The organism is Paraburkholderia nemoris (genome assembly GCF_905221015.1).
GTDB lineage: Bacteria > Pseudomonadota > Gammaproteobacteria > Burkholderiales > Burkholderiaceae > Paraburkholderia > Paraburkholderia nemoris.
Genome location: NZ_CAJNBO010000019.1, coordinates 130,776 through 152,760, shown reverse-complemented (window position 1 = coordinate 152,760; position 21,985 = coordinate 130,776). Strand labels below are relative to the sequence as shown.

Annotated in this window: 35 protein-coding genes; all 35 read left to right on the top strand. The window is 58.5% G+C overall.

Annotated elements, in window-relative coordinates:
* The first annotated feature begins 127 nt into the window (after positions 1-127).
* The 35 genes from rpsL to dsbD all read left to right on the top strand — a co-directional run bounded on the left by rpsL (position 128) and on the right by dsbD (position 21,865).
* Entirely contained in the window at positions 128-508 is a 381-nt protein-coding gene (gene rpsL / locus KHO33_RS27470) for a 30S ribosomal protein S12 (RefSeq protein WP_006998493.1), read from the top strand.
* A gap of 182 nt (positions 509-690) precedes the next feature.
* On the top strand, positions 691-1,161 hold the full coding sequence (rpsG, locus tag KHO33_RS27465; RefSeq protein WP_006053291.1) for a 30S ribosomal protein S7: 471 nt from the start codon (positions 691-693) through the stop codon (positions 1,159-1,161).
* Positions 1,162-1,295: 134 nt separating this feature from the next.
* The gene (fusA, locus tag KHO33_RS27460; RefSeq protein ID WP_054043378.1) at positions 1,296-3,398 is read left to right on the top strand and encodes an elongation factor G; all 2,103 of its coding nucleotides are present in this window, start codon (positions 1,296-1,298) and stop codon (positions 3,396-3,398) included.
* 47 nt (positions 3,399-3,445) lie between these two features.
* On the top strand, positions 3,446-4,636 hold the full coding sequence (gene tuf / locus KHO33_RS27455) for an elongation factor Tu (RefSeq protein ID WP_063497539.1): 1,191 nt from the start codon (positions 3,446-3,448) through the stop codon (positions 4,634-4,636).
* 127 nt (positions 4,637-4,763) lie between these two features.
* On the top strand, positions 4,764-5,075 hold the full coding sequence (gene rpsJ, locus KHO33_RS27450) for a 30S ribosomal protein S10 (RefSeq protein WP_006998489.1): 312 nt from the start codon (positions 4,764-4,766) through the stop codon (positions 5,073-5,075).
* Positions 5,076-5,287: 212 nt separating this feature from the next.
* A complete protein-coding gene (rplC, locus tag KHO33_RS27445) occupies positions 5,288-5,947 on the top strand; it encodes a 50S ribosomal protein L3 (protein WP_007180137.1) in 660 nt (219 codons plus the stop codon).
* Complete coding sequence (gene rplD, locus KHO33_RS27440) at positions 5,947-6,567, top strand: 50S ribosomal protein L4 (RefSeq protein WP_007180136.1); 621 nt, start codon at positions 5,947-5,949, stop codon at positions 6,565-6,567. The genes rplC and rplD overlap by 1 nt, the downstream gene beginning before the upstream one ends.
* Positions 6,564-6,878: a 50S ribosomal protein L23 gene (gene rplW / locus KHO33_RS27435; protein ID WP_007180135.1), complete on the top strand. Its 315-nt coding sequence runs from the start codon at positions 6,564-6,566 to the stop codon at positions 6,876-6,878. Before rplD ends, rplW begins: the two co-directional genes overlap by 4 nt.
* 2 nt (positions 6,879-6,880) lie before the next feature.
* Entirely contained in the window at positions 6,881-7,708 is an 828-nt protein-coding gene (gene rplB / locus KHO33_RS27430; RefSeq protein WP_200566017.1) for a 50S ribosomal protein L2, read from the top strand.
* 10 nt (positions 7,709-7,718) lie between these two features.
* Positions 7,719-7,994, top strand: coding sequence for a 30S ribosomal protein S19 (rpsS, locus tag KHO33_RS27425; protein WP_054036552.1), 276 nt, complete (start codon positions 7,719-7,721; stop codon positions 7,992-7,994).
* A gap of 7 nt (positions 7,995-8,001) precedes the next feature.
* Positions 8,002-8,334: a 50S ribosomal protein L22 gene (rplV, locus tag KHO33_RS27420; RefSeq protein ID WP_197070230.1), complete on the top strand. Its 333-nt coding sequence runs from the start codon at positions 8,002-8,004 to the stop codon at positions 8,332-8,334.
* Positions 8,335-8,345: 11 nt separating this feature from the next.
* Positions 8,346-9,152 carry a 30S ribosomal protein S3 gene (rpsC, locus tag KHO33_RS27415; RefSeq protein ID WP_011490053.1) on the top strand — a complete coding sequence of 269 codons (807 nt, stop codon included), beginning with the start codon at positions 8,346-8,348 and terminating at the stop codon, positions 9,150-9,152.
* A 2-nt stretch (positions 9,153-9,154) separates the two neighbouring features.
* Positions 9,155-9,571, top strand: coding sequence for a 50S ribosomal protein L16 (gene rplP, locus KHO33_RS27410; protein WP_007180131.1), 417 nt, complete (start codon positions 9,155-9,157; stop codon positions 9,569-9,571).
* Between the two features lie 10 nt (positions 9,572-9,581).
* Positions 9,582-9,776 carry a 50S ribosomal protein L29 gene (gene rpmC / locus KHO33_RS27405; protein ID WP_007180130.1) on the top strand — a complete coding sequence of 65 codons (195 nt, stop codon included), beginning with the start codon at positions 9,582-9,584 and terminating at the stop codon, positions 9,774-9,776.
* The gene (gene rpsQ, locus KHO33_RS27400) at positions 9,773-10,045 is read left to right on the top strand and encodes a 30S ribosomal protein S17 (RefSeq protein ID WP_007180129.1); all 273 of its coding nucleotides are present in this window, start codon (positions 9,773-9,775) and stop codon (positions 10,043-10,045) included. Before rpmC ends, rpsQ begins: the two co-directional genes overlap by 4 nt.
* 290 nt (positions 10,046-10,335) lie before the next feature.
* Positions 10,336-10,704 carry a 50S ribosomal protein L14 gene (gene rplN, locus KHO33_RS27395; RefSeq protein ID WP_006052212.1) on the top strand — a complete coding sequence of 123 codons (369 nt, stop codon included), beginning with the start codon at positions 10,336-10,338 and terminating at the stop codon, positions 10,702-10,704.
* Positions 10,705-10,713: 9 nt separating this feature from the next.
* A complete protein-coding gene (gene rplX, locus KHO33_RS27390) occupies positions 10,714-11,022 on the top strand; it encodes a 50S ribosomal protein L24 (protein WP_028199569.1) in 309 nt (102 codons plus the stop codon).
* A gap of 17 nt (positions 11,023-11,039) precedes the next feature.
* Positions 11,040-11,579 (top strand): 50S ribosomal protein L5, encoded by a 540-nt coding sequence (rplE, locus tag KHO33_RS27385; RefSeq protein WP_006052214.1) that lies wholly within the window; start codon positions 11,040-11,042, stop codon positions 11,577-11,579.
* A 7-nt stretch (positions 11,580-11,586) separates the two neighbouring features.
* Entirely contained in the window at positions 11,587-11,892 is a 306-nt protein-coding gene (rpsN, locus tag KHO33_RS27380) for a 30S ribosomal protein S14 (protein WP_006052215.1), read from the top strand.
* 14 nt (positions 11,893-11,906) lie between these two features.
* A complete protein-coding gene (gene rpsH, locus KHO33_RS27375; RefSeq protein ID WP_006052216.1) occupies positions 11,907-12,302 on the top strand; it encodes a 30S ribosomal protein S8 in 396 nt (131 codons plus the stop codon).
* An 18-nt stretch (positions 12,303-12,320) separates the two neighbouring features.
* Positions 12,321-12,851: a 50S ribosomal protein L6 gene (rplF, locus tag KHO33_RS27370; protein WP_028199570.1), complete on the top strand. Its 531-nt coding sequence runs from the start codon at positions 12,321-12,323 to the stop codon at positions 12,849-12,851.
* A 12-nt stretch (positions 12,852-12,863) separates the two neighbouring features.
* Positions 12,864-13,229: a 50S ribosomal protein L18 gene (gene rplR, locus KHO33_RS27365; RefSeq protein ID WP_006052218.1), complete on the top strand. Its 366-nt coding sequence runs from the start codon at positions 12,864-12,866 to the stop codon at positions 13,227-13,229.
* A gap of 14 nt (positions 13,230-13,243) precedes the next feature.
* Positions 13,244-13,762 carry a 30S ribosomal protein S5 gene (rpsE, locus tag KHO33_RS27360; protein ID WP_006052219.1) on the top strand — a complete coding sequence of 173 codons (519 nt, stop codon included), beginning with the start codon at positions 13,244-13,246 and terminating at the stop codon, positions 13,760-13,762.
* A gap of 10 nt (positions 13,763-13,772) precedes the next feature.
* Positions 13,773-13,955, top strand: coding sequence for a 50S ribosomal protein L30 (rpmD, locus tag KHO33_RS27355; protein ID WP_007180126.1), 183 nt, complete (start codon positions 13,773-13,775; stop codon positions 13,953-13,955).
* 29 nt (positions 13,956-13,984) lie between these two features.
* Positions 13,985-14,419 carry a 50S ribosomal protein L15 gene (gene rplO, locus KHO33_RS27350; protein ID WP_054036556.1) on the top strand — a complete coding sequence of 145 codons (435 nt, stop codon included), beginning with the start codon at positions 13,985-13,987 and terminating at the stop codon, positions 14,417-14,419.
* A 46-nt stretch (positions 14,420-14,465) separates the two neighbouring features.
* Complete coding sequence (gene secY, locus KHO33_RS27345) at positions 14,466-15,812, top strand: preprotein translocase subunit SecY (protein WP_063497536.1); 1,347 nt, start codon at positions 14,466-14,468, stop codon at positions 15,810-15,812.
* A gap of 8 nt (positions 15,813-15,820) precedes the next feature.
* Positions 15,821-16,039 carry a translation initiation factor IF-1 gene (gene infA / locus KHO33_RS27340; protein WP_004521905.1) on the top strand — a complete coding sequence of 73 codons (219 nt, stop codon included), beginning with the start codon at positions 15,821-15,823 and terminating at the stop codon, positions 16,037-16,039.
* 20 nt (positions 16,040-16,059) lie between these two features.
* Complete coding sequence (gene rpmJ / locus KHO33_RS27335; protein ID WP_004199844.1) at positions 16,060-16,176, top strand: 50S ribosomal protein L36; 117 nt, start codon at positions 16,060-16,062, stop codon at positions 16,174-16,176.
* Positions 16,177-16,217: 41 nt separating this feature from the next.
* Positions 16,218-16,583, top strand: a complete 366-nt coding sequence (gene rpsM / locus KHO33_RS27330) for a 30S ribosomal protein S13 (RefSeq protein ID WP_006052223.1) — start codon at positions 16,218-16,220, stop codon at positions 16,581-16,583.
* A 28-nt stretch (positions 16,584-16,611) separates the two neighbouring features.
* The gene (gene rpsK / locus KHO33_RS27325) at positions 16,612-17,016 is read left to right on the top strand and encodes a 30S ribosomal protein S11 (RefSeq protein ID WP_006052224.1); all 405 of its coding nucleotides are present in this window, start codon (positions 16,612-16,614) and stop codon (positions 17,014-17,016) included.
* Between the two features lie 156 nt (positions 17,017-17,172).
* Complete coding sequence (gene rpsD / locus KHO33_RS27320; RefSeq protein ID WP_027800372.1) at positions 17,173-17,796, top strand: 30S ribosomal protein S4; 624 nt, start codon at positions 17,173-17,175, stop codon at positions 17,794-17,796.
* A 124-nt stretch (positions 17,797-17,920) separates the two neighbouring features.
* Positions 17,921-18,898: a DNA-directed RNA polymerase subunit alpha gene (locus KHO33_RS27315; RefSeq protein WP_006052226.1), complete on the top strand. Its 978-nt coding sequence runs from the start codon at positions 17,921-17,923 to the stop codon at positions 18,896-18,898.
* 181 nt (positions 18,899-19,079) lie between these two features.
* A complete protein-coding gene (rplQ, locus tag KHO33_RS27310) occupies positions 19,080-19,472 on the top strand; it encodes a 50S ribosomal protein L17 (protein WP_006052227.1) in 393 nt (130 codons plus the stop codon).
* Positions 19,473-19,662: 190 nt separating this feature from the next.
* Positions 19,663-19,995, top strand: a complete 333-nt coding sequence (cutA, locus tag KHO33_RS27305; protein WP_407946200.1) for a divalent-cation tolerance protein CutA — start codon at positions 19,663-19,665, stop codon at positions 19,993-19,995.
* Positions 19,988-21,865: a protein-disulfide reductase DsbD gene (dsbD, locus tag KHO33_RS27300; RefSeq protein WP_200566018.1), complete on the top strand. Its 1,878-nt coding sequence runs from the start codon at positions 19,988-19,990 to the stop codon at positions 21,863-21,865. The genes cutA and dsbD overlap by 8 nt, the downstream gene beginning before the upstream one ends.
* Positions 21,866-21,985: the final 120 nt, after the last annotated feature.

Sequence of the window (21,985 nt, the reverse complement as noted above, 5' to 3'; positions counted from 1 at the left end):
TTCTTGGAATGCCTGTGCGCGAAGTCAATTCGTGCGCAGATCCCTCGGTCCGGAAGTTCGATGCGCAATAGTTTCTGCTTTGCCCGGAAACAGATGCGTCGATTTTGTTCAATTTCAGGAATAAACAATGCCAACCATCAATCAACTGGTTCGCAAAGGCCGCGCGTCGGAAACGACGAAGAGCAAGAGCCCGGCTTTGCAGGACTGCCCCCAGCGTCGCGGCGTGTGCACCCGTGTGTACACCACGACGCCGAAGAAGCCTAACTCGGCACTCCGTAAGGTTGCCAAGGTTCGTCTGACGAACGGCTTCGAAGTTATTTCGTACATCGGTGGTGAAGGCCACAACCTGCAGGAACACTCGGTCGTGCTGATTCGCGGCGGCCGTGTTAAGGACTTGCCGGGTGTGCGTTACCACATGGTTCGTGGCTCGCTGGATACCCAGGGCGTCAAGGATCGTAAGCAGGCTCGCTCGAAGTACGGTGCAAAGCGTGCCAAGGCTGGCAAGTAATTAGCCGGTCAGTGTAGTTTCAGGTCGCCTTTAAAGGCGGTAATAGCGGTGGTGCCGGAATTGCCGGTGCTGTCGAGTAAGTGGTCACCCGACCAGGCTGGTAAGTCGTTAGAGATGAATCGGGTTAGTTGGTGGCCGCGGGGCTAAAAAATAGCTCCAACTGAAAAGTTAAAGGAAGAAACATGCCGCGTCGTCGCGAAGTCCCCAAGCGGGAAGTGTTGCCGGATCCGAAGTTCGGTAACGTAGATGTAGCTAAGTTCATGAACGTGCTGATGCTCTCCGGCAAGAAGTCGGTTGCTGAGCGCATCGTGTACGGCGCTTTCGAACAGATCCAGACCAAGGGTGGCAAGGACCCGCTGGAAGTGTTCACGGTAGCGCTCAACAACGTCAAGCCGGTGGTCGAAGTTAAGAGCCGCCGCGTTGGTGGTGCGAACTATCAGGTTCCGGTCGAAGTGCGTCCGTCGCGTCGTATGGCATTGGCGATGCGTTGGTTGCGTGAAGCCGCGAAGAAGCGCAGCGAGAAGTCGATGGCCCTGCGTCTGGCAGGTGAACTCTCCGAAGCGGCTGAAGGCCGTGGCGGCGCGATGAAGAAGCGCGACGAAGTTCACCGGATGGCAGAAGCCAACAAGGCGTTCTCGCACTTCCGTTTCTAAGCTTCCCGAACCCGGGTTTAGCAGAAAAAACGGAAAGAAATTCCGGGCGGGTGCGCTTACAAAGCGCCTCGCCCGTTTGTATTACAGCGCGATGGGTATTTTCTCGCATCGCGTCATCCCAATAGAGGATCAAAGTGGCTCGCAAGACACCTATCGAGCGCTACCGTAACATCGGTATTAGCGCTCACATCGACGCCGGCAAAACGACGACGACCGAGCGCATCCTGTTTTACACCGGCGTGAACCACAAGATTGGTGAAGTTCACGACGGCGCTGCCACCATGGACTGGATGGAGCAGGAGCAGGAACGCGGCATCACGATCACGTCCGCTGCTACCACGGCATTCTGGAAAGGCATGGCCGGCGACCGCGCTGAGCACCGCATCAACATCATCGACACCCCGGGCCACGTTGACTTCACGATTGAAGTTGAGCGCTCGATGCGCGTGCTCGACGGCGCATGCATGGTGTACTGCGCAGTGGGCGGCGTGCAGCCCCAGTCGGAAACCGTGTGGCGTCAGGCCAACAAGTACAAGGTTCCCCGTCTGGCGTTCATCAACAAGATGGACCGTACCGGCGCGAACTTCTTCAAGGTCTACGACCAGCTCAAGCTGCGTTTGAAGGCGAACCCGGTTCCGGTCGTGGTGCCTATCGGCGCTGAAGAATCGTTCACGGGCGTGGTCGATCTGCTGAAGATGAAAGCGATCATTTGGGACGAAGCGTCCCAAGGCACCAAGTTCTCGTACGAAGAAATCCCGGCAGAACTCGTCGACACGTGCAATGAATGGCGCGAGAAGATGGTTGAAGCTGCGGCTGAATCGAGCGAAGACTTGATGAACAAGTACCTCGAAGAAGGCGAGTTGACGGAAGCAGAAATCGTCAAGGGTCTGCGCGACCGTACGATCGCTTGCGAAATCCAGCCGATGCTGTGCGGTACCGCGTTCAAGAACAAGGGCGTGCAACGCATGCTCGACGCCGTGCTCGACTTCCTGCCGTCGCCGATCGACATTCCGCCGGTTACGGGCGAACTCGAAAACGGTGAAAAAGCTGAGCGTCGCGCGGCTGACGACGAGAAGTTCTCGTCCCTCGCATTCAAGATCATGACCGACCCGTTTGTCGGCCAGCTCATCTTCTTCCGTGTGTACTCGGGCACGACGAAGTCGGGCGACACGCTGCTGAACGCGACCAAGGACAAGAAGGAACGTCTGGGTCGTATTCTGCTGATGCACGCAAACCAGCGTGAAGAAATCAAGGAAGTGCACGCAGGCGACATCGCTGCGGCTGTTGGCCTGAAAGATGCAACGACGGGCGACACGCTGTGCGATCCGCTGCACCCGATCGTGCTCGAACGCATGATTTTCCCGGAGCCGGTGATTTCGCAGGCTGTTGAGCCGAAGACGAAGCCGGACCAGGAAAAGATGGGTTTGGCCCTGAACCGTCTGGCTCAGGAAGATCCGTCGTTCCGCGTTCAAACGGACGAAGAATCGGGTCAAACCATTATTTCGGGCATGGGCGAGCTCCACCTGGAAATTCTGGTCGACCGGATGAAGCGTGAATTCGGCGTCGAAGCAACCGTCGGCAAGCCGCAAGTGGCGTATCGTGAAACGATCCGCGGCAAGGCGGAAGACGTTGACGGTAAGTTCGTCAAGCAGTCGGGTGGTCGCGGCCAGTACGGTCACGCGGTCATTACGCTCGAGCCGAATGAGCAGGGCAAGGGCTACGAGTTCCTGGACGAGATCAAGGGCGGTGTGATTCCGCGTGAATACATTCCGGCAGTCGACAAGGGTATCCAGGAAACGCTGAAGGCTGGCGTGCTGGCAGGCTTCCCGGTCGTTGACGTGAAGGTTCACCTGACGTTCGGTTCGTACCACGACGTCGACTCGAACGAAAATGCGTTCCGCATGGCCGGTTCGATGGCGTTCAAGGAAGCAATGCGCAAGGCTCAACCAGTCATCCTCGAACCGATGATGGCTGTGGAAGTCGAAACGCCTGAAGATTACATGGGCAACGTGATGGGCGATCTGTCGGGTCGTCGCGGCATCGTTCAGGGCATGGACGACATGGTTGGCGGCGGCAAGATCGTTCGCGCCGAAGTCCCGCTGTCGGAAATGTTCGGTTACTCGACCTCGCTGCGTTCGCTGACCCAAGGTCGTGCAACGTACACGATGGAGTTCAAGCACTACTCCGAAGCACCGCGTAACGTGTCGGAAGCGATCATCAACGCCAAGTCGAAGTAATCGCGCGGCAAGTCATTCAACGATTAACTTTTTGAAAGAAGAGAAACATGGCTAAAGGTAAATTCGAACGGACCAAGCCGCACGTGAACGTCGGCACGATCGGTCACGTTGACCACGGCAAGACCACGCTGACGGCAGCGATCACGACGGTGCTGACCAAGAAGTTTGGCGGCGAAGCGAAGGCATACGACCAGATCGACGCGGCGCCGGAAGAAAAGGCACGTGGTATCACGATCAACACGGCACACGTCGAGTACGAAACGGCTAACCGCCACTACGCCCACGTCGACTGCCCGGGCCACGCTGACTATGTGAAGAACATGATCACGGGCGCAGCGCAGATGGACGGCGCGATCCTGGTGTGCTCGGCTGCAGACGGCCCGATGCCGCAAACGCGTGAGCACATCCTGCTGGCGCGTCAGGTTGGCGTTCCGTACATCATCGTGTTCCTGAACAAGTGCGACATGGTGGACGACGCTGAGCTGCTGGAACTCGTCGAGATGGAGGTTCGCGAACTTCTGTCGAAGTACGACTTCCCGGGCGACGACACGCCGATCATCAAGGGTTCGGCCAAGCTGGCGCTGGAAGGCGACACGGGCGAGCTGGGCGAAGTGGCGATCATGAACCTGGCCGACGCGCTGGACACGTACATCCCGACGCCGGAGCGCGCAGTTGACGGTGCGTTCCTGATGCCGGTGGAAGACGTGTTCTCGATCTCGGGTCGCGGCACGGTGGTGACGGGTCGCGTTGAGCGCGGCGTGGTGAAGGTTGGCGAGGAAATCGAAATCGTCGGTATCAAGCCGACGGTGAAGACGACCTGCACGGGCGTGGAAATGTTCCGCAAGCTGCTCGACCAGGGTCAGGCAGGCGACAACGTGGGTATCCTGCTGCGCGGCACGAAGCGTGAAGACGTGGAGCGTGGCCAGGTTCTGGCGAAGCCGGGTTCGATCAACCCGCACACGCATTTCACGGCTGAAGTGTACGTGCTGAGCAAGGACGAAGGCGGCCGCCACACGCCGTTCTTCAACAACTATCGTCCGCAGTTCTACTTCCGTACGACGGACGTGACGGGCTCGATCGAGTTGCCGAAGGACAAGGAAATGGTCATGCCGGGCGACAACGTGTCGATCACGGTGAAGCTGATCAACCCGATCGCGATGGAAGAAGGTCTGCGCTTCGCAATCCGCGAAGGTGGCCGTACGGTCGGCGCAGGTGTGGTTGCTAAGATTCTCGAGTAAAATCGAGGGCTGAAGTTGCAGTAAGTGGTGCCCGGAGCCGGGCACCAGCACCACAGCAGGTGCCCGGCTCTACGTTCTTTTACTATCTGGCGGCGCAATACCGCCTCGCTCTTTCCAAGGAATTGTCATGCAGAACCAGAAAATCCGCATTCGCCTGAAGGCTTTCGACTATCGCCTGATCGATCAATCGGCAGCTGAAATCGTCGACACGGCAAAGCGGACTGGCGCAATCGTTCGTGGTCCGGTGCCCCTGCCGACCCGCATTCAACGTTTCGACATCCTGCGTTCGCCGCACGTCAACAAGACGTCGCGCGATCAGCTCGAAATCCGTACGCACCAACGTCTGATGGACATCGTCGATCCGACGGACAAGACCGTCGACGCACTGATGAAGCTGGACCTGCCGGCTGGCGTGGACGTGGAAATCAAGCTCCAATAAGGCGTGTAGCGGTTGCCTGGCGTGCCGGGCAGCGCTAAGTCATTGATTGCTTGCGGAAAACGAAAAGCCTCGCTATAATAGTGGGCTTTTCGCGCATTTGCGCAAAAAAGTCGGTGTGCTGCAGCGTGGCTTCATCCGAAGCGCACGCCCGAAACGGCACCGGCATTTTGTAAATTAGCCCCGACCAATCGCAGTCGGGAATGGAGAAAACGATGAGCCTTGGACTCGTAGGTCGCAAGGTTGGCATGACCCGTATCTTCACGGCAGAAGGGGATTCGATTCCCGTTACCGTGCTGGACGTGTCCGACAACCGTGTGACGCAGATCAAGACTGTTGAAACCGACGGCTACACCGCCGTGCAGGTTGCATTCGGTACGCGCCGTGCATCGCGTGTGACGAAGCCGTTGGCCGGTCATCTTGCCAAAGCCGGTGTTCAAGCCGGTGAAATCCTCAAAGAATTCCAGATCGATGCTGCCAAGGCTGCCGAGTTGTCGAACGGCACCGTGGTCGGTCCCGACCTGTTCGAAGTAGGCCAGAAGGTCGACGTGCAAGGCGTGTCGATCGGTAAGGGCTACGCCGGTACCATCAAGCGTTACAACTTCGCATCCGGCCGTGCATCGCACGGTAACTCGCGCTCGCACAACGTGCCGGGTTCGATCGGTATGGCGCAGGATCCGGGTCGTGTTTTCCCGGGTAAGCGCATGACCGGTCACATGGGTGACGATACGGTAACCGTGCAAAACCTCGAAATCGCTCGTATCGACGCTGACCGCAAGCTGTTGCTGGTCAAGGGCGCCGTTCCGGGTGCGAAGGGTGGCAAGGTATTCGTTACGCCGGCCGTGAAGACGCGTGCCGTGAAAGGAGCGAAATAATGGAACTTAAGCTCCTGAATGCCAATGGTCAGGAAGGTGCAGGCGTTAGCGCGTCGGACGTAGTGTTCGGTCGCGATTACAACGAAGCCCTGATTCACCAGGTAGTGGTGGCGTATCAAGCGAATGCCCGTAGCGGTAACCGCGCGCAGAAGGACCGTGAGCAAGTCAAGCACACGACCAAGAAGCCGTGGCGCCAGAAGGGTACGGGCCGCGCCCGTGCCGGTATGTCGTCGAGCCCGTTGTGGCGCGGCGGTGGCCGGATCTTCCCGAATTCGCCGGAAGAAAACTTTTCGCACAAGGTTAACAAGAAGATGCATCGCGCAGGCCTCTGCTCGATCTTCTCGCAGCTGGCCCGCGAAGGCCGCATCTCGGTGGTCGACGAGCTGACGCTCGAAGCGCCGAAGACGAAGCTGCTGGCCGAAAAATTCAAGGCGATGGGTCTCGACTCCGTGCTGGTGATTACCGACACGGTTGACGAAAACCTGTACCTCGCGTCGCGCAACCTCGCCCATGTGGCAGTTGTCGAGCCGCGTTACGCCGACCCGCTGTCGCTGATCTACTTCAAGAAGATCCTGATCACGAAGGCTGCGGTCGCCCAGATCGAGGAGTTGCTGTCATGAGCGAGATTCGCAAGAACGATCATCGTTTGATGCAGGTCCTGCTCGCGCCGGTGATCTCCGAAAAGGCGACGCTGGTGGCCGACAAGAACGAGCAAGTTGTGTTCGAAGTCGCGCCCGATGCCACGAAGCAGGAAGTGAAAGCTGCAGTCGAGCTGCTGTTCAAGGTGGAAGTCAATTCCGTCAACGTGCTGGTCTCGAAGGGCAAAGCCAAGCGCTTTGGCCGCTTCATGGGCAAGCGCAAGGACGTGAAGAAGGCGTACGTCTGCCTGAAGCCCGGCCAGGAAATCAACTTTGAAGCGGAGGCCAAGTAATCATGGCAATCGTTAAAGTTAAGCCGACTTCGCCGGGTCGCCGTGCGATGGTCAAGGTGGTCAACAAGGATCTGCATAAGGGCAAGCCGTTCGCACCGCTGCTCGACTCGCAATCCACGACCGCCGGCCGTAATAACAACGGTCACATCACCACGCGTCATAAGGGTGGTGGTCACAAGCATCATTACCGTGTCGTCGATTTCCGTCGCAACAAGGACGGCATTCCGGCAAAGGTCGAACGTCTTGAGTACGATCCGAACCGTAGCGCGAACATCGCGCTGGTTCTGTACGCAGACGGCGAGCGCAAGTACATCATCGCTCCGAAGGGTGTGACGGTTGGCCAGCAACTGATATCGGGTTCGGAAGCTCCGATCCGCGCAGGTAACGCGCTGCCGATCCGCAACATTCCGGTCGGTACGACGATCCACTGCATCGAAATGCTGCCGGGCAAGGGCGCGCAAATGGCGCGTTCGGCTGGTACGTCGGCGATGTTGCTGGCTCGTGAAGGCATCTACGCACAGGTCCGCCTGCGCTCTGGTGAAATCCGCCGCGTTCACGTTGAATGCCGCGCGACGATTGGTGAAGTTGGCAACGAAGAGCACAGCCTCCGTCAAATCGGTAAGGCTGGCGCGAACCGCTGGCGCGGTATCCGCCCGACGGTGCGTGGCGTTGCAATGAACCCGGTCGATCACCCGCACGGTGGTGGTGAAGGCAAGACGGCTGCAGGTCGCGATCCGGTGAGCCCGTGGGGCACGCCTGCTAAGGGTTATCGCACCCGCAGCAACAAGCGCACGACGAGCATGATCGTCCAGCGCCGTCACAAGCGTTAAGGAGTAGGCAATGGCACGTTCTGTAAAAAAAGGTCCGTTCTGCGACGCCCATTTGCTGAAGAAAGTTGAGTCGGCAGCCGCTGCGCGTGACAAGAAGCCGATCAAAACCTGGTCGCGTCGTTCGACGATTCTGCCGGATTTCATCGGTTTGACGATTGCTGTGCACAACGGCCGTCAACACGTTCCGGTGTACATCTCGGAAAACATGGTCGGCCACAAGCTTGGCGAGTTTGCATTGACCCGGACGTTCAAGGGTCACGCAGCCGACAAGAAGGCTAAGAAATAAGGGGCTCATGATGGAAGTGAAAGCAATTCATCGCGGTGCCCGCATCTCGGCGCAGAAAACGCGCCTTGTGGCTGACCAGATCCGCGGTTTGCCGGTCGACAAGGCGCTGAACGTTCTGACGTTCTCGCCGAAGAAGGCTGCGGGAATCGTGAAAAAGGTCGTGCTGTCGGCGATCGCGAATGCGGAGCATAACGAAGGCGCCGATATCGACGAGCTCAAGGTAACGAGCATCATGGTCGACAAGGCTGCATCGCTCAAGCGTTTTACTGCGCGCGCTAAAGGCCGCGGTAACCGCATCGAGAAGCAATCCTGTCACATCACTGTGACGGTCGGGAATTAAGGGGTCATACGATGGGACAGAAAATTCATCCGACTGGCTTCCGTTTGGCCGTCAGCCGCAATTGGGCGTCGCGTTGGTACGCGAACAACAACAATTTCGCGGCGATGTTGCAGGAAGACATCGGTGTTCGTGAATACCTGAAGAAGAAGCTGAAAAACGCTTCGGTTGGTCGCGTCGTTATTGAGCGTCCGGCGAAAAACGCGCGCATCACGATTTATAGCTCGCGTCCGGGTGTCGTCATCGGTAAGAAGGGCGAGGATATCGAGCTGCTGAAGTCGGAACTGCAACGCCGCATGGGCGTTCCGGTCCACGTCAACATCGAAGAAATCCGCAAGCCGGAAACCGATGCGCAACTGATCGCTGACTCGATCACGCAACAACTCGAGCGTCGGATTATGTTCCGCCGCGCGATGAAGCGTGCGATGCAAAACGCAATGCGTCTGGGTGCTCAAGGCATCAAGATCATGAGCGCTGGCCGCCTGAACGGTATCGAAATCGCTCGTACGGAATGGTATCGCGAAGGTCGCGTGCCCCTTCATACGCTGCGTGCTGATATCGACTACGCAACTTCGGAAGCGAAGACGACGTACGGCATCATCGGCGTGAAGGTGTGGGTCTACAAGGGCGACACGCTCGGCCGCAACGACGCACCGGTGGTTGAAGAAGTCGCCGAAGAAAAGCGTCCGCGCCGTAACGCACGTCCGGGTGGCGATCGCCGTCCGCGTCGCGATGGTGAAGGTGGTGGCCCGGCAGGTGCACGCCGTGGCGCTCCTCGTCGTGCTGGCGGTGCCGGCGACGGCGGGAAGACTGGAGAATAACGATGCTGCAACCGAAACGCAGAAAGTATCGCAAAGAGCAGAAGGGTCGTAACACCGGTATCGCTACCCGCGGCAACGCGGTGTCGTTCGGTGAGTTCGGCCTGAAGGCTATCGGTCGTGGTCGTCTGACCGCGCGCCAGATTGAAGCGGCACGTCGTGCAATGACGCGTCACATCAAGCGTGGTGGCCGCATCTGGATCCGCATCTTCCCGGACAAGCCGATCTCGCACAAGCCGGCTGAAGTACGTATGGGTAACGGTAAAGGTAACCCTGAGTACTACGTCGCAGAGATTCAACCGGGCAAGATGCTGTACGAAATGGACGGCGTAACCGAAGAGCTGGCACGCGAAGCGTTCCGTCTGGCTGCAGCTAAGCTGCCGCTCAAGACGACGTTTATCGTGCGTCAGCTCGGCGCCTAAGGAGCAAATGATGAAGGCTTCCGAACTTCACCAGAAAGATCAGGCCGCGCTCAACAAGGAGCTGTCGGACCTGTTGAAGGCGCAATTCGGCCTGCGCATGCAACTCGCGACCCAGCAACTCACGAACACGAGCCAGCTGAAGAAGGTTCGTCGCGACATCGCACGTGTGCGGACCGTCCTGACTGAGAAGGCGAACCAGAAATGAACGATAGCGTAAAAACCTCGCTCAAGCGGACGCTGGTCGGCAAGGTCGTCAGCAACAAGATGGACAAGACGGTCACCGTGCTGGTTGAGCACCGCGTGAAGCACCCGATCTACGGCAAGTACGTTGTGCGTTCGAAGAAGTACCACGCGCACGACGATGCGAACACGTACAACGAGGGTGACCTCGTTGAAATCCAGGAAACGCGTCCGATTTCGAAGACGAAAGCTTGGGTTGTGGCTCGCCTGGTCGAGGCTGCTCGCGTCATCTGACGCCGCAAAGTTGTAGAAGTAATTGAAATCGCAGTAAGTTTCGCTTGCAAGACCGAGATTATTTGTTATAATCTCGGTCTTCCCTCTTTTATGGGAGCCCCGTCGCGGGCGAAGTTGGTGGGGGAAGCGGTTCAGGCGCCAGTCTGTTCCGAAGGATTCACCGGATTGCGATGGCGGGTTTCGTTTGCCGTCGCTGCTGTTCATACCCAAGCAGCCGATTGGCTGACGGGACCAAGACTGACCGGGTACGCCATGGTGGTGTGACCGGATTAAGTTGGGATAGATAAACCATGATCCAGACCGAAACTCGGCTTGAAGTGGCCGACAACACCGGTGCGCGTGAAGTCATGTGCATCAAGGTTCTCGGCGGCTCGAAGCGTCGTTATGCCAGCATTGGCGACATCATCAAGGTGACCGTCAAAGAAGCAACGCCGCGCGGGCGCGTGAAGAAAGGCGAAATTTACAACGCCGTGGTGGTTCGCACCGCCAAGGGCGTGCGCCGTCAGGACGGCTCGCTGATCAAGTTCGATGGCAATGCTGCAGTGCTGTTGAATGCCAAGCTCGAACCTATTGGCACCCGTATTTTCGGGCCTGTTACGCGCGAGTTGCGCAGCGAACGATTCATGAAGATCGTTTCGTTGGCACCTGAAGTGCTGTAAGGAGTCGCGATGAACAAGATTCGCAAAGGTGACGAAGTTATCGTCATCACCGGCAAAGATAAAGGCAAGCGCGGCGTCGTGCTGTCCGTTGGCGAAGACAAGGTAATTGTCGAGGGTATCAACCTCGTCAAGAAGCACGTCAAGCCGAACCCGATGAAGGGTACGACGGGTGGCGTGGAAGCCAAGACGATGCCGCTGCAAATTTCGAACGTCGCATTGGTCGACGCGAATGGCAAGGCGTCGCGTGTAGGCATCAAGGTCGAGGGAGACAAGAAAGTCCGTTTCCTTAAGACGACCGGTGCCGTGCTGAGCGCCTGACGCTGCGGAGTAAAAAAATGGCTCGTTTGCAAGAGTTTTACAAAGAGAAGGTTGTACCCGGCCTCATCGAGAAGTTCGGTTACAAGTCCGTGATGGAAGTGCCGCGCATCACCAAGATCACCCTGAACATGGGCCTTGGCGAAGCGGTTGCTGATAAGAAGATCATCGAAAACGCCGTCGGCGACCTGACGAAGATCGCAGGCCAGAAGCCGGTGATCACGAAGGCACGCAAGGCAATCGCTGGCTTCAAGATCCGTCAGGGCTATCCGATCGGTGCAATGGTCACGTTGCGTGGTCAGGCAATGTACGAATTTCTGGACCGTTTCGTGACGGTTGCGCTCCCCCGTGTGCGCGACTTCCGTGGCGTGTCGGGTCGTGCGTTCGATGGTCGCGGCAACTACAACATCGGTGTGAAAGAGCAGATCATTTTCCCCGAAATCGACTACGACAAGATCGACGCACTGCGTGGGCTGAACATCAGCATCACGACAACTGCGAAGACCGACGACGAAGCAAAGGCTCTGCTCGCCAGCTTCAAGTTCCCGTTCAGAAACTGAGGTTACCGTGGCTAAACTGGCACTGATCGAACGTGAAAAGAAGCGTGCTCGCCTGGCCGCTAAGTACGCTCCCAAGCGTGCTGAGCTGAAAGCGATTATCGGCGATATGAGCAAGTCGGACGAAGAGCATTACGCAGCACGTCTGGAACTGCAACAACTGCCGCGCAACTCTAACCCGACCCGTAAGCGCAATCGTTGCGCAATTACCGGTCGCCCGCGTGGCACGTTCCGTAAATTCGGGCTGGCGCGTAACAAGATTCGCGAAATCGCGTTCCGCGGCGAGATCCCTGGCCTGACCAAGGCGAGCTGGTAATAGGAGAAACGTAAATGAGCATGAGTGATCCTATCGCCGATATGCTGACTCGCATCCGCAATGCGCAGATGGTTGAGAAAGTTTCGGTGACAATGCCCTCGTCGAAAGTCAAGGTTGCGATTGCGCAGGTCCTGAAGGACGAAGGCTATATCGATGATTTCGCAGTGAAGTCCGAAGGTGCGAAGTCTGAATTGAACATCGTGTTGAAGTACTACGCTGGCCGTCCGGTGATCGAGCGCATTGAACGCGTTTCGAAGCCTGGTCTGCGTGTGTACCGCGGCCGTAACGACATCCCCGTGGTCATGAATGGCCTCGGCGTGGCAATCGTGTCGACGCCGAAGGGCGTGATGACGGACCGCAAGGCGCGTGCAACGGGCGTTGGCGGCGAAGTCATCTGCTACGTCGCTTAAGGCCGAAAGGAGAGAAACATGTCTCGAGTAGGTAAAAGCCCGATCGCGCTGCAAGGCGCAGAAGTGGCCCTGAGCGACGAACGCATTACCGTCAAGGGCCCGCTGGGTACGATTTCGCAGGCTGCAAACAGCCTCGTGAAGGTGGTGAACGACAACGGCACGCTGAAATTCGAGCCGGTGGACGAGAGCCGCGAAGCGAATGCGATGTCGGGCACGATGCGCGCACTGGTTGCGAACATGGTGAACGGCGTGACGAAGGGTTTCGAGCGCAAGCTGACGCTGGTTGGCGTCGGTTACCGCGCACAGGCGCAAGGCGACAAGCTGAACCTGTCGCTGGGTTTCTCGCACCCCGTGGTGCACCAGATGCCGGAAGGCGTCAAGGCTGAAACCCCGACGCAAACCGAAATCGTGATCAAGGGGATCAATAAGCAACAAGTTGGCCAGGTCGCTGCAGAAGTGCGCGGCTATCGCCCGCCGGAGCCCTACAAGGGCAAGGGTGTGCGTTACGCCAACGAGGTTGTGATCCTCAAAGAAACGAAGAAGAAGTAAGGGTGCGCAATCATGGATAAGACTCAATCTCGCCTGCGCCGCGCTCGTCAGACGCGTATCAAGATCGCTGAGCTGCAGGTCGCGCGTCTCGCCGTGCATCGCACGAACACGCACATCTATGCGCAAGTGTTCTCGCCGTGCGGCACCAAGGTGCTCGCCAGCGCGTCGACGCTCGAAGCCGAAGTGCGTGCGCAACTGGCTGATCAGACTGGCAAGGGCGGCAACGTCGCCGCTGCGACCCTGATCGGTAAGCGCATTGCAGAAAAGGCTAAGGCTGCCGGCATCGAATCCGTCGCCTTCGACCGTTCGGGTTTCCGTTACCACGGCCGCGTGAAAGCGCTGGCTGATGCGGCGCGCGAAGCCGGACTCAAGTTCTAAGGGAAGAATTCGTCATGGCAAAGATGCAAGCGAAAGTTCAGGCTGACGAACGCGACGACGGCCTGCGCGAAAAGATGATTTCGGTCAACCGCGTGACCAAGGTTGTGAAGGGCGGCCGGATTCTCGGTTTTGCCGCACTGACCGTGGTCGGCGACGGTGATGGCCGCGTCGGTATGGGCAAGGGCAAGGCGAAGGAAGTGCCGGTCGCTGTTCAGAAGGCGATGGAACAGGCTCGCCGCAACATGTTCAAGGTGCCGCTTAAGAACGGTACCCTGCAACACGAAGTGCACGGTAAGCACGGCGCATCGATGGTCCTCCTGGCTCCGGCCAAGGACGGTACCGGTGTGATCGCTGGCGGCCCGATGCGCGCAGTGTTCGACGTGATGGGCGTGCAGAACGTTGTGGCCAAGAGCCACGGTTCGACGAACCCGTACAACCTCGTTCGTGCAACGCTCGACGGTCTGCGCAAGCAGTCGACGCCGGGTGATATCGCGGCGAAGCGCGGCAAGTCCGTCGAAGATATTCTGGGCTAAGGTGGACACCATGTCTGATAAAACTGTCAAGGTCCAGCTCGTCAAGAGCCTGATCGGCACCCGTGAAACGCACCGTGCAACGGTGCGTGGCTTGGGCCTGCGCCGACTCAACTCGGTTAGCGAGTTGCAGGACACGCCGGCTGTGCGCGGCATGATCAACAAGGTTTCGTACCTCGTTAAGGTCATCAGCTAAGCGGCTGACCAGGACTCAAGGAGTTGATAATGGAATTGAATAACCTGAAGCCGGCTGAAGGTTCGAAGCACGCTAAGCGTCGCGTCGGCCGTGGCATCGGCTCCGGTCTGGGCAAGACGGCTGGCCGCGGTCACAAGGGTCAGAAGTCGCGTTCGGGCGGCTTTCACAAGGTTGGCTTCGAAGGCGGTCAAATGCCGCTGCAACGTCGCCTGCCGAAGCGTGGCTTCACCTCGCTGACGAAGGAATTCGTCGGTGAAGTGCGTCTCTCTGATCTGGAAAAGCTGCCGGTCGACGAAATCGATCTGTTGGCTCTGAAGCAAGCCGGCCTGCTCGGCGAGCTGATCAAGAGCGCCAAGATCATCGCGACGGGCGAGCTTAAGCGCAAGATCGTTGTGAAGGGTCTGGGTGCGACGAAGGGTGCGCGCGCTGCTATTGAAGCAGCCGGCGGCTCTTTTGCCGAGTAACGCGCAAGTTATTTGCCGTCACTAGCATTTGCATCGGAGAAGGTACTTGGCTAACAGTCCGAGTCTCGCAAAACCCGGTCGCAGCGCGGCGAAGTTCGGCGATCTGCGTCGGCGTGCAGTATTCCTGCTGCTGGCGTTGATCGTCTACCGAATCGGCGCGCACATTCCGGTGCCGGGTATTGACCCGGACCAGCTGGCAAAGTTGTTCCAAAGCCAGTCGGGCGGCATCCTTGGCATGTTCAACATGTTCTCGGGTGGTGCACTTTCGCGGTTCACGATTTTTGCGCTGGGGATCATGCCGTACATTTCGGCGTCGATCATCATGCAGTTGCTGGCGATTGTCTCGCCGCAGCTGGAAGCGTTGAAAAAGGAAGGGCAGGCGGGTCAACGGAAGATTACGCAGTACACGCGTATCTTTACGGTCCTGCTGGCGACATTCCAGGCGTTCGGCATTGCCGTCGCACTGGAAAATCAGCCAGGCCTGGTGATCGATCCGGGGATGGTATTTCGGCTGACGACGGTCGTGACGCTGGTGACCGGCACGATGTTCCTGATGTGGCTGGGTGAGCAGATCACGGAACGCGGGCTTGGTAACGGTATCTCGATCATCATTTTCGGCGGTATTGCGGCGGGTTTCCCGAACGCAATCGGTGGTCTTTTTGAACTGGTGCGAACCGGCTCGATGAGCATCATCTCGGCGATTATCGTGGTCGCGCTGATTGCCGGTGTGACGTATCTGGTGGTGTTCATCGAACGCGGCCAGCGCAAGATTCTTGTGAATTACGCCAAGCGGCAGGTCGGTAACAAGATTTACGGCGGACAGTCTTCACATCTGCCGCTGAAGTTGAATATGTCGGGCGTGATTCCGCCGATCTTTGCATCGTCGATCATTCTCTTCCCGGCAACCATCCTGAACTGGTTTAGTTCGGGGTCGCGTACCAGCTGGTTCGCAGACACGTTGCACAACGTGGCCGAAGCCCTTAAGCCCGGTCAACCCGTGTACGTGTTGCTGTACGCGTTGGCGATCGTCTTCTTCTGCTTCTTCTACACCGCACTGGTGTTCAACAGCAGAGAAACGGCCGACAACCTGAAAAAGAGTGGCGCTTTCGTCCCAGGCATCCGCCCGGGCGATCAAACGGCGCGATACATCGACCGTATCCTGACGCGTCTGACGCTGGCTGGTGCGATCTACATCGTGTTTGTTTGTCTGCTGCCTGAATTTTTGGTACTGCGCTGGAACGTGCCGTTTTATTTTGGTGGAACGTCGCTGCTGATCATTGTCGTCGTCACAATGGATTTCATGGCGCAGGTGCAGTCGTACGTTATGTCGCAACAGTATGAATCGCTGCTGAAGAAAGCTAATTTCAAAGGCGGCGGCGTCCCGATGCGTTGAAAGGACTTATGGCCAAAGACGATGTTATCCAGATGCAGGGTGAAGTCATCGAAAACCTGCCTAACGCTACCTTTAGGGTGAAGCTGGAAAACGGCCATGTCGTATTGGGACACATATCCGGCAAGATGCGGATGCACTACATCCGAATCTTGCCGGGCGACAAGGTAACGGTTGAATTGACGCCTTACGATCTGTCGCGTGCGCGGATCGTGTTCCGGGCGAAGTGATTTGAAAAAAGGGTAATATCATGAAAGTGATGGCATCGGTTAAGCGCATTTGCCGCAATTGCAAGATCATCAAGCGCAAAGGCGTTGTGCGCGTGATTTGCAGCTCTGATCCGCGCCACAAACAGCGTCAAGGCTGAACGCCGCGCTTTTTGCTGCGCTTTTTGTTTGAGGAAAAACAATGGCTCGTATCGCAGGGGTTAACATCCCGAATCACCAGCATACCGAAATCGGCCTGACGGCAATTTACGGTATCGGCCGCACGCGCTCGCGCGACATCTGCGTCGCTGCTGGTGTGGCATTTTCGAAGAAGGTCAAGGACCTGAACGACGCAGACCTCGAAAAGCTGCGTGAAGAAGTCGGCAAGTTCATCGTTGAAGGCGATCTGCGCCGTGAAACGACGATGAACATCAAGCGCCTGATGGATCTCGGCTGCTACCGTGGCGTGCGTCATCGCAAGGGCCTGCCCCTGCGTGGCCAACGCACGCGTACGAATGCCCGTACGCGCAAGGGTCCGCGTCGTGCAGCGCAATCGCTGAAGAAGTAAGCGGAACTGACAGTTACAGGAAAACGTAATGGCTAAGGCTTCGAACAACTCCGCGGCGCAACGCGTTCGCAAGAAGGTCAAGAAGAACGTCGCCGAGGGCGTGGTTCACGTTCACGCGTCGTTCAACAACACCATCATCACGATCACCGATCGTCAAGGCAATGCACTTGCCTGGGCAACGTCGGGTGGTCAGGGCTTCAAGGGTTCGCGTAAATCGACCCCGTTTGCAGCCCAGGTGGCAGCTGAATCGGCTGGCCGCGTGGCGATGGAATACGGCGTGAAGAACCTCGAAGTGCGTATCAAGGGCCCCGGTCCTGGCCGCGAATCGGCGGTGCGCGCGTTGCATGGTCTTGGCATCAAGATCACCGCGATCTCCGACGTGACGCCGGTCCCGCACAACGGCTGCCGTCCGCCGAAGCGTCGTCGTATCTAAGACGCTGTTTTCGCTAGCGCCTGTTGCCGCCGGTGTTCAAGCCGGCGACCACAGGCTGCTTGCGCTATTGAATTGACTAAGCCCACCGTTCGACCCAAAGGGTTCGGACTAGCGCGAGTGCATGCATTCGTGTGATCAATCATAGAAGGAATCAACGTGGCACGTTATATCGGCCCTAAGGCCAAGCTGTCCCGCCGTGAAGGCACTGACCTCTTCCTGAAGAGCGCCCGTCGTTCGCTCGCTGACAAGTGCAAGCTTGACAGCAAGCCTGGCCAACACGGCCGCACGTCGGGTGCACGTACGTCCGACTACGGCACGCAGCTGCGCGAAAAGCAAAAAGTGAAGCGCATCTACGGTGTCCTCGAGCGTCAATTCCGCCGTTACTTCGCTGAAGCCGACCGCCTGAAGGGCAACACGGGTGAAAACCTGCTGCAATTGCTCGAATCGCGTCTCGACAACGTCGTGTATCGCATGGGCTTCGGCTCGACGCGCGCTGAAGCGCGTCAGCTCGTGAGCCACAAGGCGATCACGGTGAACGGCGTGGTGTCGAACATCCCGTCGATGCAAGTGAAGGCAGGCGACGTCGTCGCAGTCCGCGAACAAAAGAAGAAGCAGGCGCGTATTCTCGAAGCGCTGTCGCTGGCCGAGCAAGGCGGTCTGCCGAGCTGGGTCGCTGTCGATTCGAAGAAGTTCGAAGGCACGTTCAAGAGCAAGCCGGAACGCAGCGACATCGCTGGCGATATCAACGAAAGCCTGATCGTCGAATTGTATTCGCGGTAATCGGATTAACGGCCGGGGCACCCCGATTGCGTTGCGCAAGGGGGCGTCTCGGCTGTTTATTTTCAGGTTGTTACCGGTCAGCCTTATCGGTGTAACGAGCCGAGGGTATTGAAAAGGAAAACCTATGCAAACCAGTTTGTTGAAGCCCAAGATCATCGCTGTTGAATCGCTTGGTGAGAGCCACGCGAAAGTGGTCATGGAACCGTTTGAACGCGGTTACGGCCACACCTTGGGTAACGCGCTTCGGCGCGTGTTGCTGTCGTCGATGATCGGCTACGCGCCGACCGAAGTGACGATCGCAGGCGTCGTACATGAGTATTCGACGCTCGACGGTGTGCAAGAGGATGTGGTCAACCTGTTGTTGAACCTGAAGGGCGTAGTGTTCAAGCTGCATAACCGTGACGAAGTGACGGTTACGCTGCGCAAGGAAGGCGAAGGCGTTGTCACCGCTGGCGACATCGAACTCGCGCACGATTGCGAAGTGATCAACCCGGATCACGTGATTGCGCATCTGTCGAAGGGCGGTAAGCTCGACGTGCAGATCAAGGTCGAAAAGGGCCGTGGCTATGTGCCGGGCAATGTGCGTCGTTACGGCGAAGAGTCGGCCAAGATCATCGGCCGTATCGTGCTGGACGCGTCGTTCTCGCCGGTTCGCCGCGTGAGCTACGCCGTTGAAAGCGCGCGCGTCGAACAGCGTACCGACCTCGACAAGCTCGTGATGAACATCGAGACCAACGGTGTGATCTCGCCGGAAGAAGCGATCCGTCAATCGGCTCGTATTCTGGTTGATCAGCTGTCGGTGTTCGCTGCACTGGAAGGCACCGAAGCAACGGCGGAAGCGCCGTCGCGTGCGCCGCAGATCGATCCGATCCTGCTGCGTCCAGTTGATGATCTCGAACTGACGGTTCGTTCCGCGAACTGCCTGAAGGCCGAGAACATTTACTACATCGGCGACCTGATCCAGCGCACGGAAAACGAGTTGCTCAAGACCCCGAATCTGGGTCGCAAGTCGTTGAACGAAATCAAGGAAGTACTGGCGTCGCGTGGTTTGACGCTCGGCATGAAACTCGAAAACTGGCCGCCGGCAGGTTTGGACAAGTAAATCGAGTAGTAGTCTCGGGATAAGACCCGCCGCTGCACTGGCAAAGACGCGGATTTTCCTTTAAAATCCGCGTCTTGTCTTTTTTCACTACCGGCCCGTGCACTCGTCACCGTTGGGAAACCGAGGGTAGACCGAGCGCGATAGAAGAGCTGGACCAAAACTTTGAATCAAAGGAATTAACATGCGTCACCGTCATGGTTTGCGGAAACTGAACCGCACGAGCAGCCACCGTCTGGCAATGCTCCGTAACATGTCCAACTCGTTGATCGAGCACGAAGTCATCAAGACGACGCTGCCGAAGGCGAAAGAACTCCGTAAAGTCGTCGAGCCGCTGATCACGCTCGGCAAGAAGCCGTCGCTGGCAAATCGTCGTCTGGCGTTCAACCGCCTGCGCGATCGTGACTCGGTCACGAAGCTGTTCGAAGTCCTCGGCCCGCGTTACGCCACCCGTCCGGGCGGCTACCTGCGCGTCCTGAAGTTCGGTTTCCGCGTCGGCGACAACGCACCGATGGCACTGGTCGAATTGCTGGACCGTCCGGAAGTCGAAGAAGTTGAAGTGCAAGAAGCTGAGTAAGCTTTTTAGCATCGAAGAAAAAGCCAGGCGCCAAGCCTGGCTTTTTTGTTTATAGCGGCGAATTTCACTGCGGCATGTCGATCGCGGCGGCCAAATGCCGCATGCTTGCTGCGTGGGCGTCTGCGGCGCCGCAAGGCTAGGTGATACGATATTGGCACTTGAATTGTGCCTGTCTGGAGCCTTCGTGAGCGTGAGCTTGAATGTGACCTTGATTCTGACCACGGTACCGGATGCCGCCGTTGCTCAGAAGCTCGCCGCAGATGCGTTGGCCGCGCGGCTATGCGCCTGTGTCACGCAATTGGGCACGGTGCAGTCCAGCTATCACTGGCAGGGCGCGGTCGAAACGGCGCAAGAGATCCAGTTGCTGTTCAAGACCAGCGCGGCACGCGCGCTCGAGCTCGAGCAGTACATTCAGGCGCACCATCCCTACGACACGCCGGAAATTCTCTCCTGGCAAGCCACGGCATCGGTCGCGTACGGCCAGTGGATCACTGCTGAAACCAAACGTCCTCTCCATGTCTAACGGTCTCAATCGACGTGCGCGCCATGCGTTGCGCGCGGTCTTCTTCCTGTTCGGCTGCCTGATCTTCGCGCAGTTCAGCACGCTTGCGCGCGCTGCGGACGACTTCCTCGATCCCGCCGTCGCCTTCAAATTCAGCGCGAGCGAGAAGCCTGGCGAAGTCGACGTCACGTACAAGATCGCGGAAGGTTACTACATGTACCGTGAGCGTTTCGCGTTTGCGACCCGCAACGGCACGACTATGATTGGCGAGCCCCAATTGCCGGCCGGGCATGTCAAGTTCGATCAGACCTTCAACAAGAACGTCGAGACGTATCGCAATGAGCTGACGATCCGCATTCCGGTAAAGCAAGCCCAGGGGCCGTTTGACCTGGCCGTCACGTCTCAGGGCTGTGCCGATGCCGGCATTTGCTATCCGCCGATGGAGCGCGTGTACCACGTGAGCGGCGAGGCTTTGCAGCCGGCCGGTAGCGCCGCGGCGACTACCGCCGCCACACAGCAATCCGCAGCTGCCGGCGCGCCGTGGTATGAGCGCGCCACCAGCGCCGACTATGCGCAATCGCTGCTGCAAGGCGGCGGTTTCTTCGCGATCATCGGGCTCTATTTCGTGGCCGGCGCCGTGCTCAGCTTGCTGCCGTGCTCCTATCCGATGATCCCGATCCTGTCGGCAATCATCATCGGCGAAGGGGCACGCGTGACGCGTGCCCGCGGCTTTGCTTTGTCGCTGGCCTATGTGATCGGCATGGCGCTCGTGTACACGGCGCTTGGTATTGCGGCCGCGCTCGTTGGGCAGAGCCTTGGCGCGTGGCTGCAGAACCCGTGGGTGCTCGGTACATTCGGTGTATTGCTGACCGTTTTCGCCGTGACGCTGATCGCGGGCTTCGACATCGCGTTGCCGCAGCGCTGGCAGGATGGCGTGTCGCGCGCGTCGACTGGACGTTCCGGCGGCAAGTTTGCCGCTGTCGCTGTTATGGGGGCGTTGTCCGCGCTGGTGGTCGGGGCCTGCATGACGGCGCCGCTTTTTGCCGTGCTGGCATTTATTGCGCATACGGGCGACGCGTTGCTCGGTGGCGCGGCGCTATTCTCGATGGGGCTAGGGCTCGGCGTGCCGCTCCTGATCATCGGTCTTGGCGCCGGCACTTTGCTGCCGCGCGCTGGCGCATGGATGGACGGCGTTAAGGTGTTTTTCGGCGTGGTGCTGCTTGCGGCGGCCCTCTGGATCGTCTGGCCGGTGCTCGGTGCGACCGCGACCATGCTGTTGAGCGCGTTGTGGCTGCTGATTGCCGCAGCCGGGCTTGGTCTTTTCTCGGCCCCAGCCGCGGGCGCTTCGGTGTGGCGTCGGCTCGGTCGTGGTATTGGCGCAGCGCTGGCAATCTGGGCCGCGGTGCTGCTGGTCGGCCTGGCAGCAGGCTCGTCCGATCCTCTGCGTCCGCTAGCGGTCCTGGCCGCGCGTGGCAGTGAAGACGCAAGCGTGGCAAACGCCTCCAGCAAGCCCAATACAGCGTCACAGAGCGATCTGACGTTCGCCTCGGTTCGTTCCTCGACCGAGCTCGACGAGGCCGTCAAAACGGCTGCGCAGCCCGCTATGCTCGATTTTTACGCAGACTGGTGCGTGAGCTGCAAGGAGATGGAGAAGTTCACGTTCAGCGATCCGCGCGTTCAGGCGAAGTTGAAGCAGATGAACCTGCTGCGCGCCGACGTCACCGCGAATAACGCCGACGATCAGATGCTGCTCAAGCGCTTCAGCCTGTTCGGCCCGCCGGGCATTATCTTTTTCGACCAGGGCGGCAAGGAAGTGCTGCGCGTCGTCGGCTACGAGTCCGCGGACAAGTTTTTGCGTACCCTCGATCGCGCGAGTGCGCCCGGGGCGTAACGCAAAGCAGCTAGGCTGCCCGAGAGCGCAAAGAAACCCGCACCCCCGACGCGCCCGCAAAAAGGCGCACGCCAGAACATGCATAAAAAAACGGAGGCACGACTTAAAGTCGGCCTCCGT

Excerpts from the sequence above, each read along its gene's own strand:
- tuf (WP_063497539.1), top strand. The coding sequence starts at position 3,446 with ATGGCTAAAGGTAAATTCGAACGGACCAAGCCGCACGTGAACGTCGGC.
- rplN (WP_006052212.1), top strand. The coding sequence starts at position 10,336 with ATGATCCAGACCGAAACTCGGCTTGAAGTGGCCGACAACACCGGTGCG.
- rplO (WP_054036556.1), top strand. The coding sequence starts at position 13,985 with ATGGAATTGAATAACCTGAAGCCGGCTGAAGGTTCGAAGCACGCTAAG.
- rpsH (WP_006052216.1), top strand. The coding sequence starts at position 11,907 with ATGAGCATGAGTGATCCTATCGCCGATATGCTGACTCGCATCCGCAAT.
- rpsK (WP_006052224.1), top strand. The coding sequence starts at position 16,612 with ATGGCTAAGGCTTCGAACAACTCCGCGGCGCAACGCGTTCGCAAGAAG.
- rpmJ (WP_004199844.1), top strand. The coding sequence starts at position 16,060 with ATGAAAGTGATGGCATCGGTTAAGCGCATTTGCCGCAATTGCAAGATC.
- rplQ (WP_006052227.1), top strand. The coding sequence starts at position 19,080 with ATGCGTCACCGTCATGGTTTGCGGAAACTGAACCGCACGAGCAGCCAC.
- rplC (WP_007180137.1), top strand. The coding sequence starts at position 5,288 with ATGAGCCTTGGACTCGTAGGTCGCAAGGTTGGCATGACCCGTATCTTC.
- rplB (WP_200566017.1), top strand. The coding sequence starts at position 6,881 with ATGGCAATCGTTAAAGTTAAGCCGACTTCGCCGGGTCGCCGTGCGATG.
- rpsG (WP_006053291.1), top strand. The coding sequence starts at position 691 with ATGCCGCGTCGTCGCGAAGTCCCCAAGCGGGAAGTGTTGCCGGATCCG.
- dsbD (WP_200566018.1), top strand. The coding sequence starts at position 19,988 with ATGTCTAACGGTCTCAATCGACGTGCGCGCCATGCGTTGCGCGCGGTC.
- KHO33_RS27315 (WP_006052226.1), top strand. The coding sequence starts at position 17,921 with ATGCAAACCAGTTTGTTGAAGCCCAAGATCATCGCTGTTGAATCGCTT.
- rplF (WP_028199570.1), top strand. The coding sequence starts at position 12,321 with ATGTCTCGAGTAGGTAAAAGCCCGATCGCGCTGCAAGGCGCAGAAGTG.
- rpsS (WP_054036552.1), top strand. The coding sequence starts at position 7,719 with ATGGCACGTTCTGTAAAAAAAGGTCCGTTCTGCGACGCCCATTTGCTG.
- rpsQ (WP_007180129.1), top strand. The coding sequence starts at position 9,773 with ATGAACGATAGCGTAAAAACCTCGCTCAAGCGGACGCTGGTCGGCAAG.
- rpsJ (WP_006998489.1), top strand. The coding sequence starts at position 4,764 with ATGCAGAACCAGAAAATCCGCATTCGCCTGAAGGCTTTCGACTATCGC.
- rpsC (WP_011490053.1), top strand. The coding sequence starts at position 8,346 with ATGGGACAGAAAATTCATCCGACTGGCTTCCGTTTGGCCGTCAGCCGC.
- rplD (WP_007180136.1), top strand. The coding sequence starts at position 5,947 with ATGGAACTTAAGCTCCTGAATGCCAATGGTCAGGAAGGTGCAGGCGTT.
- rpsM (WP_006052223.1), top strand. The coding sequence starts at position 16,218 with ATGGCTCGTATCGCAGGGGTTAACATCCCGAATCACCAGCATACCGAA.
- infA (WP_004521905.1), top strand. The coding sequence starts at position 15,821 with ATGGCCAAAGACGATGTTATCCAGATGCAGGGTGAAGTCATCGAAAAC.
- rplX (WP_028199569.1), top strand. The coding sequence starts at position 10,714 with ATGAACAAGATTCGCAAAGGTGACGAAGTTATCGTCATCACCGGCAAA.
- rpmD (WP_007180126.1), top strand. The coding sequence starts at position 13,773 with ATGTCTGATAAAACTGTCAAGGTCCAGCTCGTCAAGAGCCTGATCGGC.
- rpsL (WP_006998493.1), top strand. The coding sequence starts at position 128 with ATGCCAACCATCAATCAACTGGTTCGCAAAGGCCGCGCGTCGGAAACG.
- rplP (WP_007180131.1), top strand. The coding sequence starts at position 9,155 with ATGCTGCAACCGAAACGCAGAAAGTATCGCAAAGAGCAGAAGGGTCGT.
- rplW (WP_007180135.1), top strand. The coding sequence starts at position 6,564 with ATGAGCGAGATTCGCAAGAACGATCATCGTTTGATGCAGGTCCTGCTC.
- rplR (WP_006052218.1), top strand. The coding sequence starts at position 12,864 with ATGGATAAGACTCAATCTCGCCTGCGCCGCGCTCGTCAGACGCGTATC.
- rpsE (WP_006052219.1), top strand. The coding sequence starts at position 13,244 with ATGGCAAAGATGCAAGCGAAAGTTCAGGCTGACGAACGCGACGACGGC.
- rpmC (WP_007180130.1), top strand. The coding sequence starts at position 9,582 with ATGAAGGCTTCCGAACTTCACCAGAAAGATCAGGCCGCGCTCAACAAG.
- rplE (WP_006052214.1), top strand. The coding sequence starts at position 11,040 with ATGGCTCGTTTGCAAGAGTTTTACAAAGAGAAGGTTGTACCCGGCCTC.
- rplV (WP_197070230.1), top strand. The coding sequence starts at position 8,002 with ATGATGGAAGTGAAAGCAATTCATCGCGGTGCCCGCATCTCGGCGCAG.